This is a genomic window from Verrucomicrobiaceae bacterium (genome assembly GCA_016713035.1).
GTDB lineage: Bacteria > Verrucomicrobiota > Verrucomicrobiia > Verrucomicrobiales > Verrucomicrobiaceae > Prosthecobacter.
The window spans coordinates 463060-481416 of the sequence record JADJPW010000004.1 but is presented as its reverse complement, the minus strand read 5'-3'; the positions used below and the strand labels follow the sequence as shown (position 1 = coordinate 481416).

Here is an 18357-nt window from a genome sequence, read left to right as displayed (position 1 = left end):
TCAGGGGCTCCTTGACCGGGGTGCCCCCACGGAACCTCAACCCAAAGACAAACACATGAAAGCCATCCTTACCACCCTCGCACTCGTCACCCTTTCCGTCTCCTCCTACGCAGGCTGCGGCAAGACTGAAGACGTCTCCGGCAAGCTCAAGAGCGTCGATGCTGAAAAGAAAGAAATCGTCATCGGCACCAAAACTCTCAAGCTCACCCCAGCTGTGACCAACGCTGCTGAACTCGTCGGCAAGCAAGTGACCGCCAAAGTCGGCCACGGCAAAGTCGAGTCCATCGAAGCCAAGAAGAGCTAAGACTCATCCTCATATCATCATTAACTGATGTGAAACCCGGAGGCATCCCCTCCGGGTTTTTTGTTCACAGGCACCTCGTTTTCTGGTCCAATCCCGCCGGATGCACGGCCATCCAGGCCGTGTGTCCGCATAACATAAAACATAGATACACATACCATGAAAACGAACACACAACCCACAGCCAGACAGCGCGGCTTCACGCTGATCGAACTGCTGGTGGTCATCGCAATCATCGCCACACTCGCGGCGTTGTCGGTGCCCGCCATCCAGACGATGCTCAAAGCCGGCAAGCAAACCGAAGCCATCAACAACTGCCGACAGGTCATCATGGCCATGAAGCAGTATGCCCAGCGGAATGGCTCCCAATACCCTGATGCCGCCACCGATCCGGTCACAGGCAATACGGCACGCAGTAGCAACGAGGCCTTCCGCAGCCTCATCCGCCAGCGCATCGTCTCCGAAGAAAAAATCTTCGGGGCACCCGCTGGTTACAAGCCCAATGGCGTCATCGGCACCTCCCCCGGTTACGAGCAGGCACTGCTCCCCGGCGAAGTACACTGGGCCATCACCGCTGGTCTCACAGATACCAGTGATGGCGGCATCCCGCTCGTCTATGAAAACCCCGCAGAGCCCACCTGGCCTCCGAAATGGAATGCCAGCGCCGCCGGGCAGATCCGCCCGGGTCGCACCTGGGTCGGCAGCCAGATCGTCATCGGTCGGCAGGACTGCTCCGTCAGCATTGTGGACCTCGATGGGGCCAAAGGCCTCGTCACCGTGCCCACCCTCGGTGCCGGGCTCGACATGTTCACCCAGCCCACAGAGGGCTCGACCATGAATGTGCTCATGCCCGAGCTCCCCGGTGGCACCATCGGCAAGACCCCATCGCCGCCAATTCCCCCCGAAGGAGAAAACAAGGCCCGTGATGGCTTCCCACCGCTGCTCCCCGGTTCTGCTCCTGCCTCCTCACCGCTGAACAACTAACCAGCGATTGCCTCAAAAAACTGATTCATCCACCACACCGCCGGATTGCGCATCGCAGTCCGGCGGTTTTTTTAATTCATTCCTCACACCAGCAAATCCTTCACCACATGCCCGTGGATGTCGGTGAGGCGGTAGTCGCGGCCTTGGAAGCGATACGTCAGGCGTTCGTGGTCGAAGCCGAGCAGGTGCATCACCGTGGCCTGGAAGTCGTGCACATGCACTTTGTTCTCCGCGATGCTGAAACCGAGCTCATCCGTGCTGCCGTAGTCGAATCCGGCCTTCACACCGCCACCTGCCATGAAGAGCGTGTAGCAATCCGGGTAGTGATCGCGACCCAGCACCTTGCTCGCCGCTGTGCGGCCCTCGCGGAAAGGCGTGCGGCCAAATTCACCGCCCCAGATGACCAGCGTGTCTTCGAGCAGGCCGCGCTGCTTGAGATCTTTGATCAAAGCGGCCACGGGCTTGTCCGTGGCGGCCATTTTGCTCGTCAGGCCGGTGGTGATACCGTTGCCCTCGCCGGTGCCATGGAAGTCCCAGCCCCAGTCGAAGAGATTCACAAAGCGCACGCCTTGCTCCACCAGACGCCGCGCCAGCAGGCAATTGTTCGCAAAGCTCGCCTCGCCCGGTTTCGCGCCGTAGGCCTCCAGGGTGGCCGCGTTTTCCTTTGAGATGTCCATCACCTCTGGCACACTCGTCTGCATGCGATACGCCAGCTCATACTGCGCGATGCGTGTGACCGTCTCAGGATGTCCAAACTCTGCCACCTGCTGCTGGTTGAGCTGATTCAGCACATCGAGCGTCTTGCGGCGCATCTCGCGGTTCATGCCAGCTGGATCACTCACGAACAAAACGGGATCGCCCTTGCTACGGCACTGCACGCCTTGATACACGCTCGGGATGAAGCCGCTGCCCCAACAGCCCTGCCCGCCGCTCGGCTGCGTGCCGCTGGAGATGAGGGCTACAAAGCCCGGCAGATCCTGATTCTCCGTGCCCAGGCCATACGTCGCCCACGAGCCCATGGAAGGCCTGCCCTGCCGCGCATGACCGGTGAAGAGCAGCAGCTCCGCTGGCGCATGATTGAACTGGTCCGTCGTCATCGACCGCACCATGCAGATATCATCCGCGATCGTGTGGAAGTTCGGACACGCATCGCTCATCCACATCCCCGCCTTGCCGTAACGCTCAAAGGTGCGCGGTGTGCCCATCAGCTTCGGCACACCCGTGGTGAAGGCAAAGCGCCGCCCTTTGAGAATCGAATCCGGGCAGTCCTGCCCGCTGCGCTTCACCAGCTCCGGCTTGTAATCAAACAGATCGAGATGCGGCGGCGCCCCGCTCATGTGTAGATAGATCACCCGCTTCGCCTTCGCCGCATGGTGCCCATGCTTCGGGATCATCGGGTTCGTCGATTGCGGCAACGCCGCAGCCTCCTGCTGCATCGCATGCATCGCGATGGCCCCGAGGCTGAACTGCCCCGTCGCTCCGAGGAACTGGCGGCGCGTGGTGAACTGGAGTTGGTCGTGAAAAACAGGGTTCATAAAAGCAGGCAGGTTAAAGTTAACGGCGCATCAAAAACTCATCCAAATTCATGACCACATTCGCCACGGCGGTCCAGGCGGCGAGTTCGGGGAGGTTGGCATCCTTTTCAGCGGGTCCGAGAGGGTCCGTGGCCATCTTCGTCGCTGCGGCGGTGTCCTTTTGATACGTCGCGAGGCTTTCCGCATGAAGCTGCGTCAACGCGGTCAACTCATGTGCGACGGGTTCGCGACTGAGACAGAGCTTGAAGAGGTGCGTGAGGCGTTCGGGCGTGGATTTCGCCTCGCGGACGATCCGCCGCGCCATCGCTTGATGCGTTTCGATGAAGACGGGATCGTTCAGCGTCACGAAGGCCTGTAGCGGTGTGTTCGTGCGGCTGCGGCGGATCAAGCAGACCTCGCGATTGCCAGCGTCGAAAGTGGTGAAGCTCGCATACGGCGAATTGCGCCGCACCTCAGTATAAAGGCTGCGGCGATGCGCATCTTCGCCCTTGCTGACCTCCCAGTCGTTGCTGCGACCAAAGGCGGTGGTGAGGCCGAGATTCGGCGTGACGGGGCGCACGGGCACTCCGAACATTTTTTCCGAAAGCAAACCGCTCACGGCGAGCGCTTGATCACGCAGCAACTCGCCCGTGGGACGAAAACGCGGCCCGCGAGCCAGCAGGCGGTTGTCGGGATCGCGTTCGTTGAGTTCAGGAGTCGATTTGGAGCTTTGGCGATACGACTCACTCGTCACCATCAGCTTCAACAGGTGCTTGATGTCCCAGCCGCTGTCCATCAGCTCCGCAGCGAGCCAGTCGAGTAGCTCGGGATGAAACGGCAGATCGCCTTGGCTGCCGAACTCCTCGCTGCTGCGCACGATGCCGGTGCCAAAGAGGCTTTCCCACAGTCGGTTCACGGTCACGCGGGCCGTGAGCGGATTGTCACGGCTCACGAGCCACTTCGCCATCGTGAGGCGATTGCGCGGATCGTTCGCGGGCAGCGGATTGAAGACCGCAGGCGTGGCCTCATTCACTTCATCGCCCAAAGACTGCCAGTTCCCGCGAAGCTGCACTTTTGTCACGCGGCGCTGCTTCGGATCAAGATCACGCATGATCGGCACCGTCACCGGCTTGATCGCGGCGAGTTCTTTTGGTCGCCGCAGCGAGGCGTGTGCGCTCGGCGGCGGATTCTTTGGCGATGTTGCGCACAAAGTAGTCCGTGACGAACTTCTGCTGTTCCGGCGTGCGTTTCGACTGCGCCAGCGCGGCGATGACATTCGCGGGAATCTTCGCCGCTTGCTGCACACGAGCATCGCCGGTGAAACTAAGGCGGAAGTTGCCGAGCGTGTGCTGCTTGAACTCGCTCTTCTGCTCCAAAGTCACGCGCAGCTTCGCGCCCGCAGGCACCACGATGGGCGAGTTCGTCAAAAGCGTGAGCGTGTGCGGCTTTTCAGCCGCGCCACCGACGGCCCAGCCCTTGCTTTTGGCTTCCAGGAACTTCACGGCCTCAAAACCACTCTGCGAGTAATCCGCGAGCGCGGTGGTGAAGCTCAGGGCCACCGGTCCGCTCACCGCAAAGGCCTTTTCCTTCTCTGGCGCGGGTGTCGCCTCGCTCTTCCACAGGATTTGACGCTTTTCATCGAGCAGCACCACGCGGAACCCATCGAGACGCTTGCTCACGCCATCGAGCCGGTTCCACACCACCACGCGATCGACGGGCTTCGCGGCCTTCAGATCGACCTCCCACCACGGATTGTCGTCGTTCCCGCTCGTGTGCGACACGCTGCCCTTTTTGTAGTCGCCGTCGGTGTTGCCATCGTTCGCACGCTTCGCCGCGGCGTCCTGATACTGGCTGCTGTGACTCGCCACGCCCTTTGGCGCGATGTTTTCCGCGCCGCTGAAAACCTGCACCTCGGCGAGTTGCAGCATCTTTTTCGGCCCGGGCAGCTCCACGCGAACAAATCGCGTCAGCGGAGCCGATTTGGCATCTGGCGGCACCACCTCGGCCTTCAGGCTGGTGAGCACAAAATTGCCGAAACCGGCCTGCGGAGCCGTTTCGAGCCTCAACGCGCTCAGTTTGTCGCCCGCGAGCGGCAGTTCGACCGTGTAGCTCGCCGTATCCTTGTTCTTCGCGAGGAGCACGCGACCATCGTTTTCGATCTTCGCGCCGCTTTCGCTCACTTTGACCGGCTTCGGGCTCTGCCAGCCCAAATCACGGGAAAAGCCGCGATCCCACGCGTCGAGCCCGGCGAGCCATTTGGCGTCCGGTTTGCCAAATTGGGCTTCCAAAGCAGCGATCTCGGCTTTCAGCGTTTCGCGCTGCTTTTTCGTCTCTGGCGTGTCAAAGCTGTGCAGCGGCACCTCGTCTTTTTTGTCGCTGTCGGCGCTTTGATTGAGGAAGGCGTAGAACTGGAAGTACTCGTTGATCGTGATGGGATCGTATTTGTGCGTGTGGCACTGCGCACAGGCCATCGTGGTGCCCATAAAGACAGCGAAGGTCGTGTTCACGCGGTCGATGATCGCCGCGTTGCGGAATTCCTCGTCGTCGGTGCCGCCTTCATTTTGCGTCATCGTGTTCCGATGAAACGCAGTCGCGATGAGCTGGTCATCCGTCGGGTTCGGCAGCAAGTCGCCGGCGTTTTGCTCGATGGTGAATTGATCAAAGCGCATGTTCGAGTTCAAAGCGCGGATCACCCAGTCGCGATAAGCCCAGATTTCACGTGGCTGGTCGCTGGGATAGCCTGAGGAGTCCGCGTAGCGTGCGAGGTCCAGCCACTGACGGGCCCAGTGCTCGCCGTAGCTTGGCTTGGCGAGGTAATGGGAGACCATTTCGTCATAAGTGCTCAGTGCTGAGTGCTCAGTGTTCGCTTCGCGGCTTCGCAGCAGTTTGGGCAGGAAGCGGTCGAGTTCTTCGAGCGTCGGGGGCAATCCGGTGAGATCGAGTGACACGCGTCGGATGAGCGTGGCGGCATCTGCCTTCGGCGAGAACTTCAGCCCCTCTTTAGCCAGCCTTTGGGCCAGAAACGCATCCACCGGATTCACTTTGCCGGACTGAGCACTTGGCACCGCAGGCTTCACGACTTTCTCATAGCTCCAGTGCTTCCCCCACTTCGCGCCCTGTTTGATCCACTCTTTTAAAAGTGACACCTGCGCGGGTGAGATCGTCTTGTGCTGCTTCGGTGGCGGCATGATCTCATCCAGGTCCGTGCTCACGATGCGCTCAATCAGGGCGCTCTTGTCTGGATCACCTGGAACCACGGCGATGACGCCGTCGTTGCTCTTTTTGGAGCTGGTTTCGTCATCGAGGCGCAGTCCAGCTTCACGCTTCTTTTCGTCGGGGCCGTGGCAGAAGAAGCAGTTCTCGCTCAGGATCGGGCGGATCTGCTTGGAAAAGTCGATGGGCTCCGCGAGGACGGAGGAAACGAGAAGAAAAGTGAAAAGGGGGCGAATCACAGGCGAATTATACGCTTCGACCACCGTGATTTTTGACACAGAGATGCAGGGGCACGCCCGCTGGTCATGGGTTCGCGGAGTAGTTCCCTTCGGAGGACTCTGTCTGGATGTAGATCAAATCCTGATCGCTGAGGGCCAGGAAGCGCATCGCTCCCGTGATTTCAGCGTCGCCCATGCTGGGGATTTGGAATAACCGCCCCTTAAATGCTCCGCTGGTAGCAGAGCAGCCATCTTTGAGCTTGTAGATACTGGCTTGTTCATCTCCTGACACGACGAATTTTGCCCCAGCGGCACTGGCAAAGGACGCCACATTGGCGATTTCTTGAGCGTTGCGCTTGTCCCTTTGCTCCTTCGCACCCTCATGTGCTACCCTAAAGCCCATAATCGCGATTGTTGCTAGAAAAGCGATCACCACGATGACCGTCAGCAACTCAATCAAGCTAAAACCGTAAGATTTTGGCTTGTAAATTTTAATACGCTTTAGCGGGTAACTCATAGTATGGTAATTACAGCATACATACTTATTCTAAGTTTCTCAAGCCTGGAGTTGAGGAAAATGAGCCCTCTGGGGACCTTTTTTACCCAATCTTGCCCTGCACCTCCCTTATCCCCGTAGTTCATACGGACAGGGAAACGCCTCCTTTACCACTCCATAGCCCCCGCTAACGTCCGCGCTCCTTTTCCCAGCCCCATGTCCGCCAAGATCCCTACCGCCGCCGAAATCCGCGCCACTTTCCTCGACTTCTTCAAGTCGAAGCAGCACACCATCGTCCCCAGTGACAACGTGGGCTACACCAGCCGCGACGGCGCACGCATCTTCACCAATGCGGGCATGAACCAGTTCGTCCCCATCTTCCTCGGCGAGCGCAGCGCGGATGTGGACACCTGGCCCGGCGTTTTGGCCAAAGGCCTGCCCACTCGCGCCGCCGACACGCAGAAGTGCATCCGCGCCGGCGGCAAGCACAACGACCTCGAAGACGTGGGCCTCGACACCTACCACCACACCTTCTTCGAGATGCTCGGGAACTGGTCCTTCGGCGACTACTTCAAAAAAGAAGCCATCTCCTGGTCCTGGGAGCTCATCGTCGAGCGCTTCAAATTCCCGCCGAGCCGCGTCTTCGCCACCATCTACCAGCCGAACAAGGAAAAAGGCGACCCCGCCGACCGCGATGAAGAAAGCTGGAACCTCTGGGCTGAAAAATTCCGCTCCGTGGGCCTCGATCCCGACATCCACATCGTCAACGGCAACAAGAAGGACAACTTCTGGATGATGGCCGACACCGGCCCCTGCGGCCCCTGCACCGAGATCCACATCGACCTCACCCCCGGCGCCATCGAGCTGAGCGAGGACCGCCAGCGTGAAGGCGCCAAGCTCGTCAACGGCAGCGACGCGAGCTGCATCGAGATCTGGAACAACGTCTTCATCCAATACAACGCCAACCCCGACGGCACCTTCACCCCGCTGCCCGCGCAGCATGTCGATACCGGCATGGGCTTCGAGCGCCTCACCAGCATCATCCAGGGCACGAAGAACTTCACCGACTTCGAAACCGCGAAGATCAGCAACTACGACACCGATGTCTTCAAACCCATCTTCGATGAGCTGACGAAGCTCAGCGGCAAGCACTACCAAAGCACGCTGCCCAAAGCCAACGAGCAGGGCCACGTCATGCCTGTCACCGAGCAGGAAAAGATCGACGTCGCCTTCCGCGTCATCGCCGACCACATCCGCACGCTCAGCTTCGCCATCGCCGACGGCATCCAGCCCGGCAACAGCGACCGCAACTACACCCTCCGCCGCATCCTGCGCCGCGCCGTGAAATACGGCCGCACCCTCGACTTCAAAGAGCCCTTCTTCTACAAGCTCGTCGATGTCCTCGCCTCCCACATGGGCGATGTCTTCCCCGAACTCCGCGTGAAGAAAGAGCAGGTCAAAGCCGTGCTGAAGCTGGAGGAGGAGGCGTTTAATCGCACTCTCGACCGCGGCGTGGCTCTTTTTGAAACAGAGCGCATCAATATGGGACGCAGTGCGCAAGCTAGTGCCACCATTGATGCAGTAGGTGAACTGACTCACATCAAAGGGTTTGAAATCTATGTAAGCCCAAAAGGGGTGCCTGGAATCTCAGGAGCATTCGCCTTCCAACTCTACGACACTTTCGGCTTCCCTATCGATCTCACCGAGCTCCTCGCCCGCGAACGCGGCCTCACTGTTGACACCGCAGGCTTTGACAAGCTCATGGATGAGCAGAAGCAACGCGCTCGCGAAGCCGGTCAGAAGAACAAGCAGGTCGTGTCTGTCAGCGAGATCGAAACCAAGGACGCCACCAAGTTCCTCGGTTACGACACGCTCGAAACCGACGCCAAAGTGCTCGAAGTCGTCGCCATGAAGGACAAGACGGCGGTGGTGCTCGACTCCAGCGTTTGCTACGCCGAAATGGGCGGCCAGATCGGCGACAGCGGCCAGATCATCCTTGGTGCGAACACTTTCAAAGTTACAAGCACGCAGAAAGTCGGAAACACATGGCTTCACTTTGTGGAGGACGGCAGCGAGGCAGATGCACCTAGTGTCTTGGGGATTGGGGGGGGGGTAAACCCCCGGGGGTTGGCGCCCCCCCAGGGCACCAGCGTGCGCCTCGCCGTCGATGCCACGCGCCGTCACGCCATCGAGCGCCACCACACCGTCACGCACATCCTGCATTGGGCGTTGCACGAGGTCGTCAGCAAGGACGCCACGCAGAAAGGCTCCAACGTCACGCCGGACAAGCTCACCTTCGACTTCAACAGCGCCGCTTTGACCGCCGCGCAGCTCGCCGACATCGAAAAACTCGTCAACGAGCGCATCGTCGCCAACGACATCGTTTCCTGGACCGAAGTGCCCTACACCGACGCCAAGGCCAACAGCGGCATCATGCAGCTCTTTGGCGAAAAATACCCCGAGAACGTCCGCGTCGTCCAAATCGGCGGTAAAGCACATGCGCTCGATGGTTGGAGCATGGAACTCTGCGGCGGCACCCACACCCGCCACACCGGCGAAATCGGCCTCTTCCGCCTCGTCGCCGAAGGAGCCGTCGCCGCCGGCGTCCGCCGCATCGAAGCCATCGCCGGCATGGAGGCCTACAACGCCGCCAAAGCCGATGCCGACCTCCTCAAGCTCCTGGCAGGCAAAGTCAGCGCCCAAGGTGCCGCCGACCTCGAAAAGAAGCTCGACCAACTGCTCACGCAGCAAAAAGAGCTCGAAAAAGCCCTCAAGTCCGCCCAGCAGCGCGAAGCCTCCGGCAAAGCCAAAGACCTCCTCGCCACCGCCGAAGGCAACGCCATCATCGCCAACCTCGGCGACGTGGATGCCGATTACGCCATGGCGCTGAACGACGCCCTCAAAGGCCAGTTCAACGGCATCATCGTCCTCGCCGCCACCGGCGGCGGAAACGTCACTTTGATGGCGAATGTCGGCAAAGACCACCAATCCAAAGTCCAAGCCGGCAAGATCATCCAAACCATCGCCCCCATCGTCGGCGACAAAGACAGCGGTAAGCCGGACTTTGCCCGTGGAGGTGGCAAAGATGTCTCCATGGTCGATGCAGCCCTCGCCGAGGCTCGGAAGCTGGTCGGGTAACACTGTCGAGTCTTGATTCAGAAGCCTTTACTCTGCGGCGTTCCAAGCTCTGCGGTGTAAATCAGAGTCAAATCGGCGATTCCACGTCCGTTCGTATCGCCCATTAATGCTCTCTCACCGAAAAACCTGATGCGCCTCAATCGCTCCAACGCCTGCTGGCTGGCTCTCGCGTGCATCACGGGGGCTTATATCGTGTTTTGGCTGCTGTTGCTCGGGGCCACTGCGACTTACTCGACACCGCATCATTGGCTGAAGGTGCTGCAATCACCGGAAATCCGCCAAGCGACCTTTTTGAGCCTGGTGAGCTGCACCGCAGCGGCGGCCTTCGCTTTGCTGCTCGCCGTGCCGGTGGGCTACCTCATGTCGCGGAAGGATTTTCGCTTCAAAGCGCTCGTCGATGCGATGCTCGACATCCCCATCATTCTGCCGCCCCTCGTCGTGGGGCTGTGTTTGCTGATTTTTTTCCAAACATGGCTGGGGAAGCAAATCGAGAGTGTGTGGGCCTTCACCTACACGGTGAGTGGCGTGGTGCTGGCGCAGTTCGTGGTCGCGGCATCATTCGCGATCCGCACGATGCGGGGGACGTTTGACCATCTCTCACCACGGCCAGAGGAAGTCGCGCTGACGCTGGGCTGCACACGCTTTCAGGCACTGTGGCATGTGGCGATGCCTGCGGCACGGCGTGGCATGGTGGCGGCCTTTTGCATCGCCTGGGCGCGGAGTCTGGGTGAGTTCGGGCCCATCCTGGTCTTCGCCGGAGCCACGCGGATGAAGACAGAGGTGCTGCCCACCACGGTCTGGCTCGAACTCAGCGTGGGCAATCTGGAGGCCGCCGTGGCCGTGAGCCTGCTCATGGTGGCGATGGCCATGCTCGTACTCATCGTCGTGCGCACTACCGGAGAAAAACCATGATCCAGCTCGAAAACATCACCTGGCAGACCAGTGGACGCGTCATCCTCGATGATGTGACGCTCACACTGCCGCGCGGAGCCTACGCGGTGCTCATGGGCCGCACGGGCTGTGGTAAGACGACGCTGCTGGAGATCCTCTGTGGCCTGCGGCATCCGCAGCGTGGCCGCATCCGCCTGGAGGACCGCGACGTGACGGATCTGGAGCCACGAGAGCGCGGTATCGGCTACCTGCCGCAGGATTTGGCCCTGTTTCCCGGATTACGAGTCGCGGAGCAGATCGGCTTTGCCCTGCTGCTGCGTGGGATGCCTCCAGAGAAGCGCGTGCATCAGCTCGCCGAGGAGCTAGGCATCACGGCGCTGCTGCAGCGCATGCCGGATGATCTCTCTGGAGGTGAAAAGCAGCGTGTGGCCCTAGCCCGTGCACTCGCCGCCAGTCCGCACATTCTGCTGCTGGATGAGCCCCTCTCCGCCCTAGATGAGGACATGCGCGGAGAGGCCGCCGCCATGCTCAAACGCATCCAAAAAGAGCACCGCCTTACCATTCTACACGTTACCCACTCCGAGGCGGAGGCCGTCCAGCTCGCCGAGGTGAGGCTGCGGATGGAAGGCGGAAAAATCAGGATCGAGTAAGGCCGCATCAGCACCGAAAAAGAGCCATCACTTCTTTTTTCCGAAACCAAAGAACTTCTTGAGCACGCCACCAGAGGCCTTGTCATCAGCTTCGGTGATGGTAGGCGCTTTCGGCGCAGTGAGGCGGCGCTTCGGCGCGGTGGCCTCGCCATTGCCATTGGAGATAGGCACGGGAGTGACCGCCACATCTTCAGCGGAAGCTGGAATGACGATCTTTTTCATCGGTCCACGCACTTTCGGCTCCGGGGCAGGCTCTGGCATGTGGGCGGGCAGCGTGGCACTCCACCAAGTGGGAGTGAGTGCCGCCACCGTGCTCCATTCCTCCAAATCAGAATGCCAGACGAGACTCTCTGAGTCGAGCCGGTGCTCCCGTGCGAGTGCGGTCATCTGTGACTCGTCGTAGGGTCCCTCGGCAGCGCCGTCGTGATCAATGTACCAATTCATGCGCCGTGAGAGTAGAGCGTGTTGAGCCGCTTCTCAAAAAGAATGTCATCGGATCGCTCCCCTACCTGATCAGTAGAATCGCATTGTATAACCGGGGCGGCGCAGGTAGGGAATAGACCAGCTTCACACATTTTTAACGCCGCGCATTCGGCCCTTCACTGGTAGATCCGGCCCTATCGCGCAGCCTTTGCTCGTCATGAGTGACCCCGACAAACACGGCCTCCACCAGCTCTCCACCACCACCCTCGTCATCGCGGCGCTGGGAGTAGTCTTTGGCGACATCGGCACCTCGCCGATCTATACGCTGAAGGAGTGCTTCAGCCCTCATAGCCCGCATCACGTCGACCCCACGCATGCGCACATCCTCGGCGTGGTCTCCTGGTGCTCTGGTCGCTCATATTGCTCGTGTGTGTGAAGTATCTCATCTTCATTCTGCGGGCGGACAACAAAGGTGAGGGCGGCGTGCTCTCCCTGATGGCCCTGGCCTCGCATGGCATGAGCGAAAACTCGAAACGCCGTGTGGTGATCGTGCTCCTAGGCCTTTTCGGTGCCGCGTTGCTGTTTGGTGATGGCATCATCACGCCAGCGATCTCGGTGCTCAGTGCCGTGGAGGGTCTCAAAGACGGTGGCGTGCTCGGCGCGGCTCCGACGGATGCTTTGGCGGCCGAGGCGTGGAATCATCACATGCAGTGGCTCATCATGGGAATCACGATCGTGATCCTCATCGTGCTGTTTTCAGTCCAATTTCTTGGCACCGCGAAAATGGGGCGCTTTTTCGGCCCGATCACCGGCTTGTGGTTCGTCAGTCTCGGCGCACTCGGAGCCTCGCACCTCATTAGCGGGCCGGAAATCCTCGCCGCCTTCAATCCCTGGCATGGGTGGCACTTTTTGATGACCGGCGGTCATGCGGGCTTCGTCATCCTCGGCAGTGTTTTCCTCGCCGTGACCGGTGGGGAGGCCTTGTATGCTGACATGGGGCACTTCGGTGCCGGACCGATCCGCCGCAGCTGGTTCTCGCTCGTTTTTCCAGCACTAGGGCTCAATTACCTCGGTCAGGGTGCCCTTTTGATGCACAACCCCGAAGTGGCGCATTCGCCCTTTTTCCAAATGGCTCCTGGCTGGGCTATGCTGCCGCTCGTGCTGCTCGCCACCGCTGCCACGGTCATCGCATCACAGGCTCTCATCACCGGCACCTACTCGCTCACGCTCACCGCAGTGCAGCTCGGCTACCTGCCGCGTTTGAGCATCCGCCACACCTCCGAGCATGCTCGCGGCCAGATCTACATCCCCCTGGTGAACTGGGTGCTCATGCTCGCCTGCCTAGCCCTCGTCGTTGCCTTCCGCACCTCGTCCAATCTCGCTGCTGCCTATGGCGTAGCCGTGACGATGACCATGCTCATCACCACCATCCTCTTTTACTTTGCCGCACGGCATTTGTGGAAATGGAGCGTGCTCAAAACGCTGCCGCTATGCCTCGTGTTTGGCACCATCGAACTCGCCTTCCTCAGCGCCAATCTCGTGAAATTCTTCGATGGCGGATGGTTCCCGCTCGCTGTCGGCGCAGGCATCTTCATCGTGATGACTACCTGGGCCACGGGTCGCCGACTGGTGCGTGCATCCATGGAAAAAAGCTCCCTCACGCAGGAAATGCTCATTCAGAGCCTCGCCTCAGGGAAAGTCATCCAAGTGCCCGGTACAGCTATTTTCATGACCAGCACCAGCGGGCGTGCCCCGATTGCCCTGTTGCATAGTTTGAAGCACTACCACGCCATCCATCAGCGAGTTGTCTTCATGACTTTGATCACCTAAGACGAGCCCGGGGTGCCACCGAGTCGCCGCGTCGAGGTCGAAAACCTCGGCGAAGGCTTCTGGCGTGTTACAGGTCGCTTCGGCTTCATGCAAAAGCCCAACGTCCCGCGTCTGTTGCGCCAATGCGCCGCCCAAAACCTCGAAGTCGAGTCCGAAAAAGCCACCTTCTTTCTCGGACGCGAAATCATCATCCCCAGCGCCAAACCCGGCATGGCTAGATGGCGTGAGCACCTCTTCTCCTTCGCCAGCAAGCTCGCCCAGCAACCCGCGACCTACTTCCAGATCCCCATCGGTCGCGTCATCGAGCTCGGACAGCAGGTTGAAATCTAACGTAGAACGAGTTTTCACACCTTCTTAACGCCGCTGCATCGTCTGTTCACTAGCGATGCTTCATTTCACACGCAGGATAGTTCCCATGAACGACTATCTATCCTCTCCCAAAGCACGCGAGCTCGTGCCAGTGGCCGTGGTGGGGCAGTTTAGCTGGGGGATGACGATCCTCTTTGTGTTGGCTTCGGTGTGCTGGGTGCTGCTGCCTTACACGGGCTATCTTGTCTCCGCGCTTGTGTTTCTGATGGCCATCGTGCTCGCGGGCACGCGGTGGAATCGCGGGCCAGTGCTGGCCATGGGCGTGGTGAGCGCGCTGGTGTGGAATTTCATCTTCATCCCGCCGCAGTTCACGCTGCACATCGAGAAGCCGCAGGACATCATCATGTTCGCCATGTTCTTTGTCGTGGCACTCAGCATGGGCCACCTCATCACGCGCTTGCGGGAGCGTGAAGCCGCACTGGAGCAGCACCACCGCGAACGTGAGCAATTGGTTGAGGCCAAACATCGCGCCGAACTCCTCGCGGAGTCCGAGCGACTGCACCGCACACTGCTCGATAGCGTGTCGCATGAACTGAAAACTCCCATCGCCATCATCCGCACAGCTTTGGATGGCCTGGGGCAGGGGAATGCCTTCGCGGCGGAGATCGAAACAGCCAATCGCAGGCTCCAGCGCATCGTGGAGAACTTTTTGGAGATGACCCGCGTCGAGTCCGAGGCGCTGAAGCCACGTCCCGACTGGTGCGAGATCAGCGATGTGCTCCACGCTGCCACTACGCCGCTGCAAAAGGAACTCAGCAAGTATCCACTCCGACTCAGCGGCACCGATGATCTGCCACTGATGATGCTCGATAGCCGCTTGCTCGCCCAGGTTCTCGGTAATGTGCTCCACAACGCCACGCTTTATGCGCCAGCAGGCACGGAGATCGAAATCCACACCGCATTGACGAATGGCACGCTGGAGCTGCGAGTCCGCGATCACGGCCCGGGATTGCCCATCGGCACGGAGGACCATGTGTTCGATAAATTTTACCGCGCCCCCGATTCACCCGCCGGAGGCACGGGTTTGGGTCTCGCCATTGCTCGCGGCTTGATGCGGGCCATGAAAGGCGACATCGAAGCGCACAATCACCCCGAAGGCGGCGCGGAGTTTGTTCTTCGCGTAGAACGAGTTTTCCAACTCGTTCCCTCCGACTCACCATCATCCCCAACCTCTGAAACGAGTTAGAAAACTCGTTCTACGACATGAGTAAAGCCCTCATCATCGACGACGAACAGCAAATGCGCCGCCTGCTGCGCATGGTGCTCGAATCGCGTGGTTACGAGGTCTGCGAGGCGGCTGACGGCCAGCTCGGGCTGCAAGAAGCCGCGTTTCAGCGCCCCGACGTGGTGCTGCTCGACCTCGGCTTGCCCGGACTCAGTGGGATCGATGTTTTGAAGCGCCTCCGTGAGTGGAGCGATGTGCCTGTGCTCATCCTGAGCGTCCGTGATCAAGAAACCGTGAAGGTCGAAGCCCTCGAACTCGGCGCCGATGACTACGTTACCAAGCCCTTCGGCACCGCCGAGCTGCTGGCACGGCTGGATGTCATCCAGCGTCGGCGTTTCACCCGGCAGAGCCCCGAAATCATCGCCGGAGCCCTAAAGCTCGATCTCCTCCACCATGAAGCCACTTTGGCCGATACTCCCATCAAACTCACGCCCACAGAGTTCGCATTAATAAAGGTGCTCGCCGAGCACCCGGGCCGCATCGTCACGCAAAATCAGATCGTGAAGCAAGTCTGGGCCGGTCAAAGCAGCGACCCTAGCGAAGGCCTGCGCGTCCACATCAATCACCTGCGCAAAAAGCTCGGCGAAACCGGCCCACGCATCGTGAACGAGCCGGGTATTGGTTATCGGTTGGAGTCAGAAACGGTTATTTGAGCGGAGCCCGTTTCACTTCCACCACGCTGGGCACATCCTTGTTCATGGCGTCGTAGGCGACTTTGAGGCGCTTCACCTCGTCGGGGTGTTGGTTGGCGAGATCGCTTTGCTCAGTGGGATCGTTTTGAAGGTCAAAAAGTTGCATCGCGGCCGGTTTGACGCCTGTGGTGACTCCGGGATGTGAATCGAGATTATACTGCTCGTAAGGGGCAAGGATCGTCACTCCATCTGGAGCGCGGGGATCGAGCCATCTGCCATCTGGGCGGGGTTTGAGCAGCATCTCACGAGCGGGCAGTACATGCAGCTTCCACCGCGCATCGCGGATGGTGTGCAGTTTCGGCCCCTGATGGCCGAAGATGAACTCATGCGGCGCTTTGGCCTCACCAGTCCAGATCGACAGCAAATCACGACCATCGAGTACGCGGTCATCCGGCATCTTAGCACCCGTGGCAGCGAGGACAGTGGCGAAAAGATCCATCGTCACCGTGAGTGTGTCATTCACGCGGCCAGCAGGGATTTTCCCCGGCCATCGGGCGATGCACGGCACACGGTAGCCGCCTTCATAATTGGTGCCTTTCATGCCACGCAGGCCGCCGCAGCTTCCGCCGAACCACGCGCCGTTGTCGCTGGTGAAAAGCACCAGCGTATTGTCATCGAGCTTATTCGCTTTCAGCGCATCCAGCACAGCGCCGACGCTGTCGTCGAGATCGAGCAATGCATCGCCATACAAGCCAGCGCCGCTCTTTTGGTAGTTCTCCTCGGAGGCCGCCAGCGGCTTGTGCGGCATCGCCTCGGCAAAGTAGAGGAAGAAGAGCCTCTTGGCATTTCGTGCGATGAAATCGACCGCTCGCTCTGCGTAACGCGTGGTCAGCGTAGCCTGCACAACCGGGTATTCCGCCACCTGCGTGCCCTCCAGCACCTGCACGGGCCGCATGTCGTTCGAATACGGGATGCCGTAGTACTCATCAAAGCCACGATCCGTCGGTAAAGTGTCTGGTTGGTGCCCCAGATGCCATTTTCCGACCATGCCGGTGGCATAGCCTGCCGTCTTCAGCACCTGCGCCAGAGTGACCTCTGTTTTTGGCAGTGTGAGTGCATCTGCCAGCGGGCCACCATCGGGTGCAGGATTCTGCGTCATGCCGCAGCGCCAGGGATAGCGCCCCGTCATGAGTGAGGCACGCGTGGGAGCACAAAACGGCGCTGGCGTGTTGAACTGCGTCATCCGTGTGCCCTCGGCTGCCATTTGGTCGATGCGCGGTGTTTTGAAGCGCGGATGCCCATAACAGCCCAAGTCCCCGAAGCCCAAATCATCCACCAAAATAACGACCACATTCGGTGGCGTCGCAATAGCGCAGAGCAGAGGGCAAAACGCGATGAGGAGGAGCAGGCTGTGCTTCATATTAGGTGGGATAGCCAAAAGCATCGAAAGCAAAACGCCATTGCGTAGCGATACGAGCACGCAGAGCCTCATTATGCGGGTGCTTATTCTTCTGGTAGCCGCTCAGGCTGGCGCAGTAGCTGGTGACTCGTTCGCAGGCACGGGCAATCTCTGGTAGGGCGAAGGCATCGTAAATATTGCGGATGGTGCCGACAGGATCGCGATCAAGGTTTTCGTAGCGCACTTCGATCAATTGCCCGGCAGGGACACATTCTCGATCATGGAGATAACGGCGCATAACCACTTCATAGGCCTGGAGGGTGTGTTCTTGGTAGTCCAGACCTGGATCATCATGCCAAGAAAGACCTGGAACGAGTGCTTACCAGAGCTTCTGCATGGAATGGAACACCTCATGTGGATCTCGCACGATGTGAATGAATCGGGCGTCAGGGAAGAGCTCCAACAGCAGCGGAATGCGGCAGGTGCTTGTTGGATTTTTAAATAGGATCTGCCTACTGCCTCCAGCGGCGTAGCTGATCTTTTTCACCAACATGCGATAAGTGTCTTTGAAGCGCTGGAGCTTTTCAGCGGGCACATTTTCTAGCAGTACCGATTCACTGAAGTGATGAATGAGCCTGCGTGGAAAGTAGAAACATTTGTAACTGCAAATATCCCCCAGGATGCCTAGTGCCATTTCCTCCTCCTGAGCAGACTCCAGAGTCATGCGCACATTGTCCATGCCGCGTGTGGCAGGCAGCGCCGCGCGTAGGAGGGCAAGCTCCGGCCTAGTAATGCACATGAATTGGCGTGGCAACGAAGTCTGGAGGTAGGAGATGAAGGCAAAACGCGGATCAAGGGCGAGCAAATTATGCAAATGCGTGGTGCCACTGCGAGCATGGCCGATGATGAAAATCGGAGGCGCAGATAACTGGTGTGCTCGTATCGCACGATCATACAAAAGCCGCTCCAATTCCGCAGCGGGCTGCCGCAGAAGCATGGTAGCGATCGTGCAAAGGCGAGAAGGTAGACTGCGGCGGCTGTAAGGTGCGTTTTCACGATATTCCGACCAAAAGT

The 18357-nt window shown here is 59.6% G+C and carries 15 protein-coding genes and 1 pseudogene; 8 read left to right on the top strand and 8 right to left on the bottom strand.

The window, feature by feature from the left end; translation table 11 throughout:
• The first annotated feature begins 55 nt into the window (after window positions 1-55).
• Together IPK32_16220 and IPK32_16215 are read left to right on the top strand one after the other, a co-directional pair.
• Window positions 56-304: a hypothetical protein gene (locus IPK32_16220; protein ID MBK8093476.1), complete on the top strand. Its 249-nt coding sequence runs from the start codon at window positions 56-58 to the stop codon at window positions 302-304.
• Between the two features lie 156 nt (window positions 305-460).
• Complete coding sequence (locus IPK32_16215; protein ID MBK8093475.1) at window positions 461-1285, top strand: type II secretion system protein; 825 nt, start codon at window positions 461-463, stop codon at window positions 1283-1285.
• Between the two features lie 83 nt (window positions 1286-1368).
• Here the strand turns inward: IPK32_16215 and IPK32_16210 are convergent, their stop codons facing one another.
• The 4 genes from IPK32_16210 to IPK32_16195 form a co-directional block, all read right to left on the bottom strand.
• A complete protein-coding gene (locus IPK32_16210) occupies window positions 1369-2820 on the bottom strand; it encodes a DUF1501 domain-containing protein (GenBank protein ID MBK8093474.1) in 1452 nt (483 codons plus the stop codon).
• Window positions 2821-2839: 19 nt separating this feature from the next.
• Complete coding sequence (locus IPK32_16205) at window positions 2840-3910, bottom strand: DUF1553 domain-containing protein (protein ID MBK8093473.1); 1071 nt, start codon at window positions 3908-3910, stop codon at window positions 2840-2842.
• Complete coding sequence (locus IPK32_16200; protein ID MBK8093472.1) at window positions 3903-6251, bottom strand: DUF1549 domain-containing protein; 2349 nt, start codon at window positions 6249-6251, stop codon at window positions 3903-3905. The genes IPK32_16205 and IPK32_16200 overlap by 8 nt, the downstream gene beginning before the upstream one ends.
• Window positions 6252-6315: 64 nt before the next feature.
• Entirely contained in the window at window positions 6316-6747 is a 432-nt protein-coding gene (locus IPK32_16195) for a type II secretion system protein (GenBank protein MBK8093471.1), read from the bottom strand.
• A gap of 195 nt (window positions 6748-6942) precedes the next feature.
• Here IPK32_16195 and alaS point away from each other — a divergent pair, with 195 nt between their 5' ends.
• The 3 genes from alaS to IPK32_16180 all read left to right on the top strand — a co-directional run bounded on the left by alaS (window position 6943) and on the right by IPK32_16180 (window position 11405).
• Window positions 6943-9864, top strand: coding sequence for an alanine--tRNA ligase (gene alaS / locus IPK32_16190; GenBank protein MBK8093470.1), 2922 nt, complete (start codon window positions 6943-6945; stop codon window positions 9862-9864).
• Window positions 9865-9993: 129 nt separating this feature from the next.
• Window positions 9994-10776, top strand: a complete 783-nt coding sequence (locus IPK32_16185; GenBank protein MBK8093469.1) for an ABC transporter permease — start codon at window positions 9994-9996, stop codon at window positions 10774-10776.
• A complete protein-coding gene (locus IPK32_16180; GenBank protein MBK8093468.1) occupies window positions 10773-11405 on the top strand; it encodes an ATP-binding cassette domain-containing protein in 633 nt (210 codons plus the stop codon). The genes IPK32_16185 and IPK32_16180 overlap by 4 nt, the downstream gene beginning before the upstream one ends.
• Window positions 11406-11432: 27 nt before the next feature.
• Here the strand turns inward: IPK32_16180 and IPK32_16175 are convergent, their stop codons facing one another.
• Window positions 11433-11849 carry a DUF4339 domain-containing protein gene (locus IPK32_16175; protein MBK8093467.1) on the bottom strand — a complete coding sequence of 139 codons (417 nt, stop codon included), beginning with the start codon at window positions 11847-11849 and terminating at the stop codon, window positions 11433-11435.
• 196 nt (window positions 11850-12045) lie between these two features.
• On the opposite strand from IPK32_16175, the pseudogene IPK32_16170 reads away from it, so the two are divergent.
• From IPK32_16170 to IPK32_16160, 3 genes and pseudogenes are all read left to right on the top strand, one after another.
• A pseudogene (locus IPK32_16170) lies at window positions 12046-13988 on the top strand (potassium transporter Kup).
• Between the two features lie 85 nt (window positions 13989-14073).
• Window positions 14074-15213 carry a DUF4118 domain-containing protein gene (locus tag IPK32_16165; GenBank protein ID MBK8093466.1) on the top strand — a complete coding sequence of 380 codons (1140 nt, stop codon included), beginning with the start codon at window positions 14074-14076 and terminating at the stop codon, window positions 15211-15213.
• A gap of 17 nt (window positions 15214-15230) precedes the next feature.
• The gene (locus IPK32_16160; protein MBK8093465.1) at window positions 15231-15905 is read left to right on the top strand and encodes a response regulator transcription factor; all 675 of its coding nucleotides are present in this window, start codon (window positions 15231-15233) and stop codon (window positions 15903-15905) included.
• On the opposite strand, the gene IPK32_16155 is transcribed toward IPK32_16160, so the two are convergent.
• Genes IPK32_16155 through IPK32_16145 form a run of 3 tightly spaced genes read right to left on the bottom strand, consistent with a single transcriptional unit; the run spans window position 15898 to window position 18280 of the window.
• Window positions 15898-17304 (bottom strand): sulfatase, encoded by a 1407-nt coding sequence (locus tag IPK32_16155; protein MBK8093464.1) that lies wholly within the window; start codon window positions 17302-17304, stop codon window positions 15898-15900. The two genes, IPK32_16160 and IPK32_16155, sit on opposite strands and share 8 nt — an antisense overlap.
• Before the next feature lies 1 nt (window position 17305).
• Entirely contained in the window at window positions 17306-17623 is a 318-nt protein-coding gene (locus tag IPK32_16150) for a sulfotransferase (GenBank protein MBK8093463.1), read from the bottom strand.
• 39 nt (window positions 17624-17662) lie between these two features.
• Complete coding sequence (locus IPK32_16145) at window positions 17663-18280, bottom strand: sulfotransferase (GenBank protein MBK8093462.1); 618 nt, start codon at window positions 18278-18280, stop codon at window positions 17663-17665.
• Between the last annotated feature and the right edge of the window lie 77 nt (window positions 18281-18357).

Excerpts from the sequence above, each read along its gene's own strand:
- IPK32_16210 (MBK8093474.1), bottom strand. The coding sequence starts at position 2,820 with ATGAACCCTGTTTTTCACGACCAACTCCAGTTCACCACGCGCCGCCAG.
- IPK32_16215 (MBK8093475.1), top strand. The coding sequence starts at position 461 with ATGAAAACGAACACACAACCCACAGCCAGACAGCGCGGCTTCACGCTG.
- IPK32_16155 (MBK8093464.1), bottom strand. The coding sequence starts at position 17,304 with ATGAAGCACAGCCTGCTCCTCCTCATCGCGTTTTGCCCTCTGCTCTGC.
- IPK32_16205 (MBK8093473.1), bottom strand. The coding sequence starts at position 3,910 with ATGCGTGATCTTGATCCGAAGCAGCGCCGCGTGACAAAAGTGCAGCTT.
- alaS (MBK8093470.1), top strand. The coding sequence starts at position 6,943 with ATGTCCGCCAAGATCCCTACCGCCGCCGAAATCCGCGCCACTTTCCTC.
- IPK32_16195 (MBK8093471.1), bottom strand. The coding sequence starts at position 6,747 with ATGAGTTACCCGCTAAAGCGTATTAAAATTTACAAGCCAAAATCTTAC.
- IPK32_16165 (MBK8093466.1), top strand. The coding sequence starts at position 14,074 with ATGAACGACTATCTATCCTCTCCCAAAGCACGCGAGCTCGTGCCAGTG.
- IPK32_16175 (MBK8093467.1), bottom strand. The coding sequence starts at position 11,849 with ATGAATTGGTACATTGATCACGACGGCGCTGCCGAGGGACCCTACGAC.
- IPK32_16180 (MBK8093468.1), top strand. The coding sequence starts at position 10,773 with ATGATCCAGCTCGAAAACATCACCTGGCAGACCAGTGGACGCGTCATC.
- IPK32_16185 (MBK8093469.1), top strand. The coding sequence starts at position 9,994 with ATGCGCCTCAATCGCTCCAACGCCTGCTGGCTGGCTCTCGCGTGCATC.
- IPK32_16220 (MBK8093476.1), top strand. The coding sequence starts at position 56 with ATGAAAGCCATCCTTACCACCCTCGCACTCGTCACCCTTTCCGTCTCC.
- IPK32_16145 (MBK8093462.1), bottom strand. The coding sequence starts at position 18,280 with ATGCTTCTGCGGCAGCCCGCTGCGGAATTGGAGCGGCTTTTGTATGAT.
- IPK32_16160 (MBK8093465.1), top strand. The coding sequence starts at position 15,231 with ATGAGTAAAGCCCTCATCATCGACGACGAACAGCAAATGCGCCGCCTG.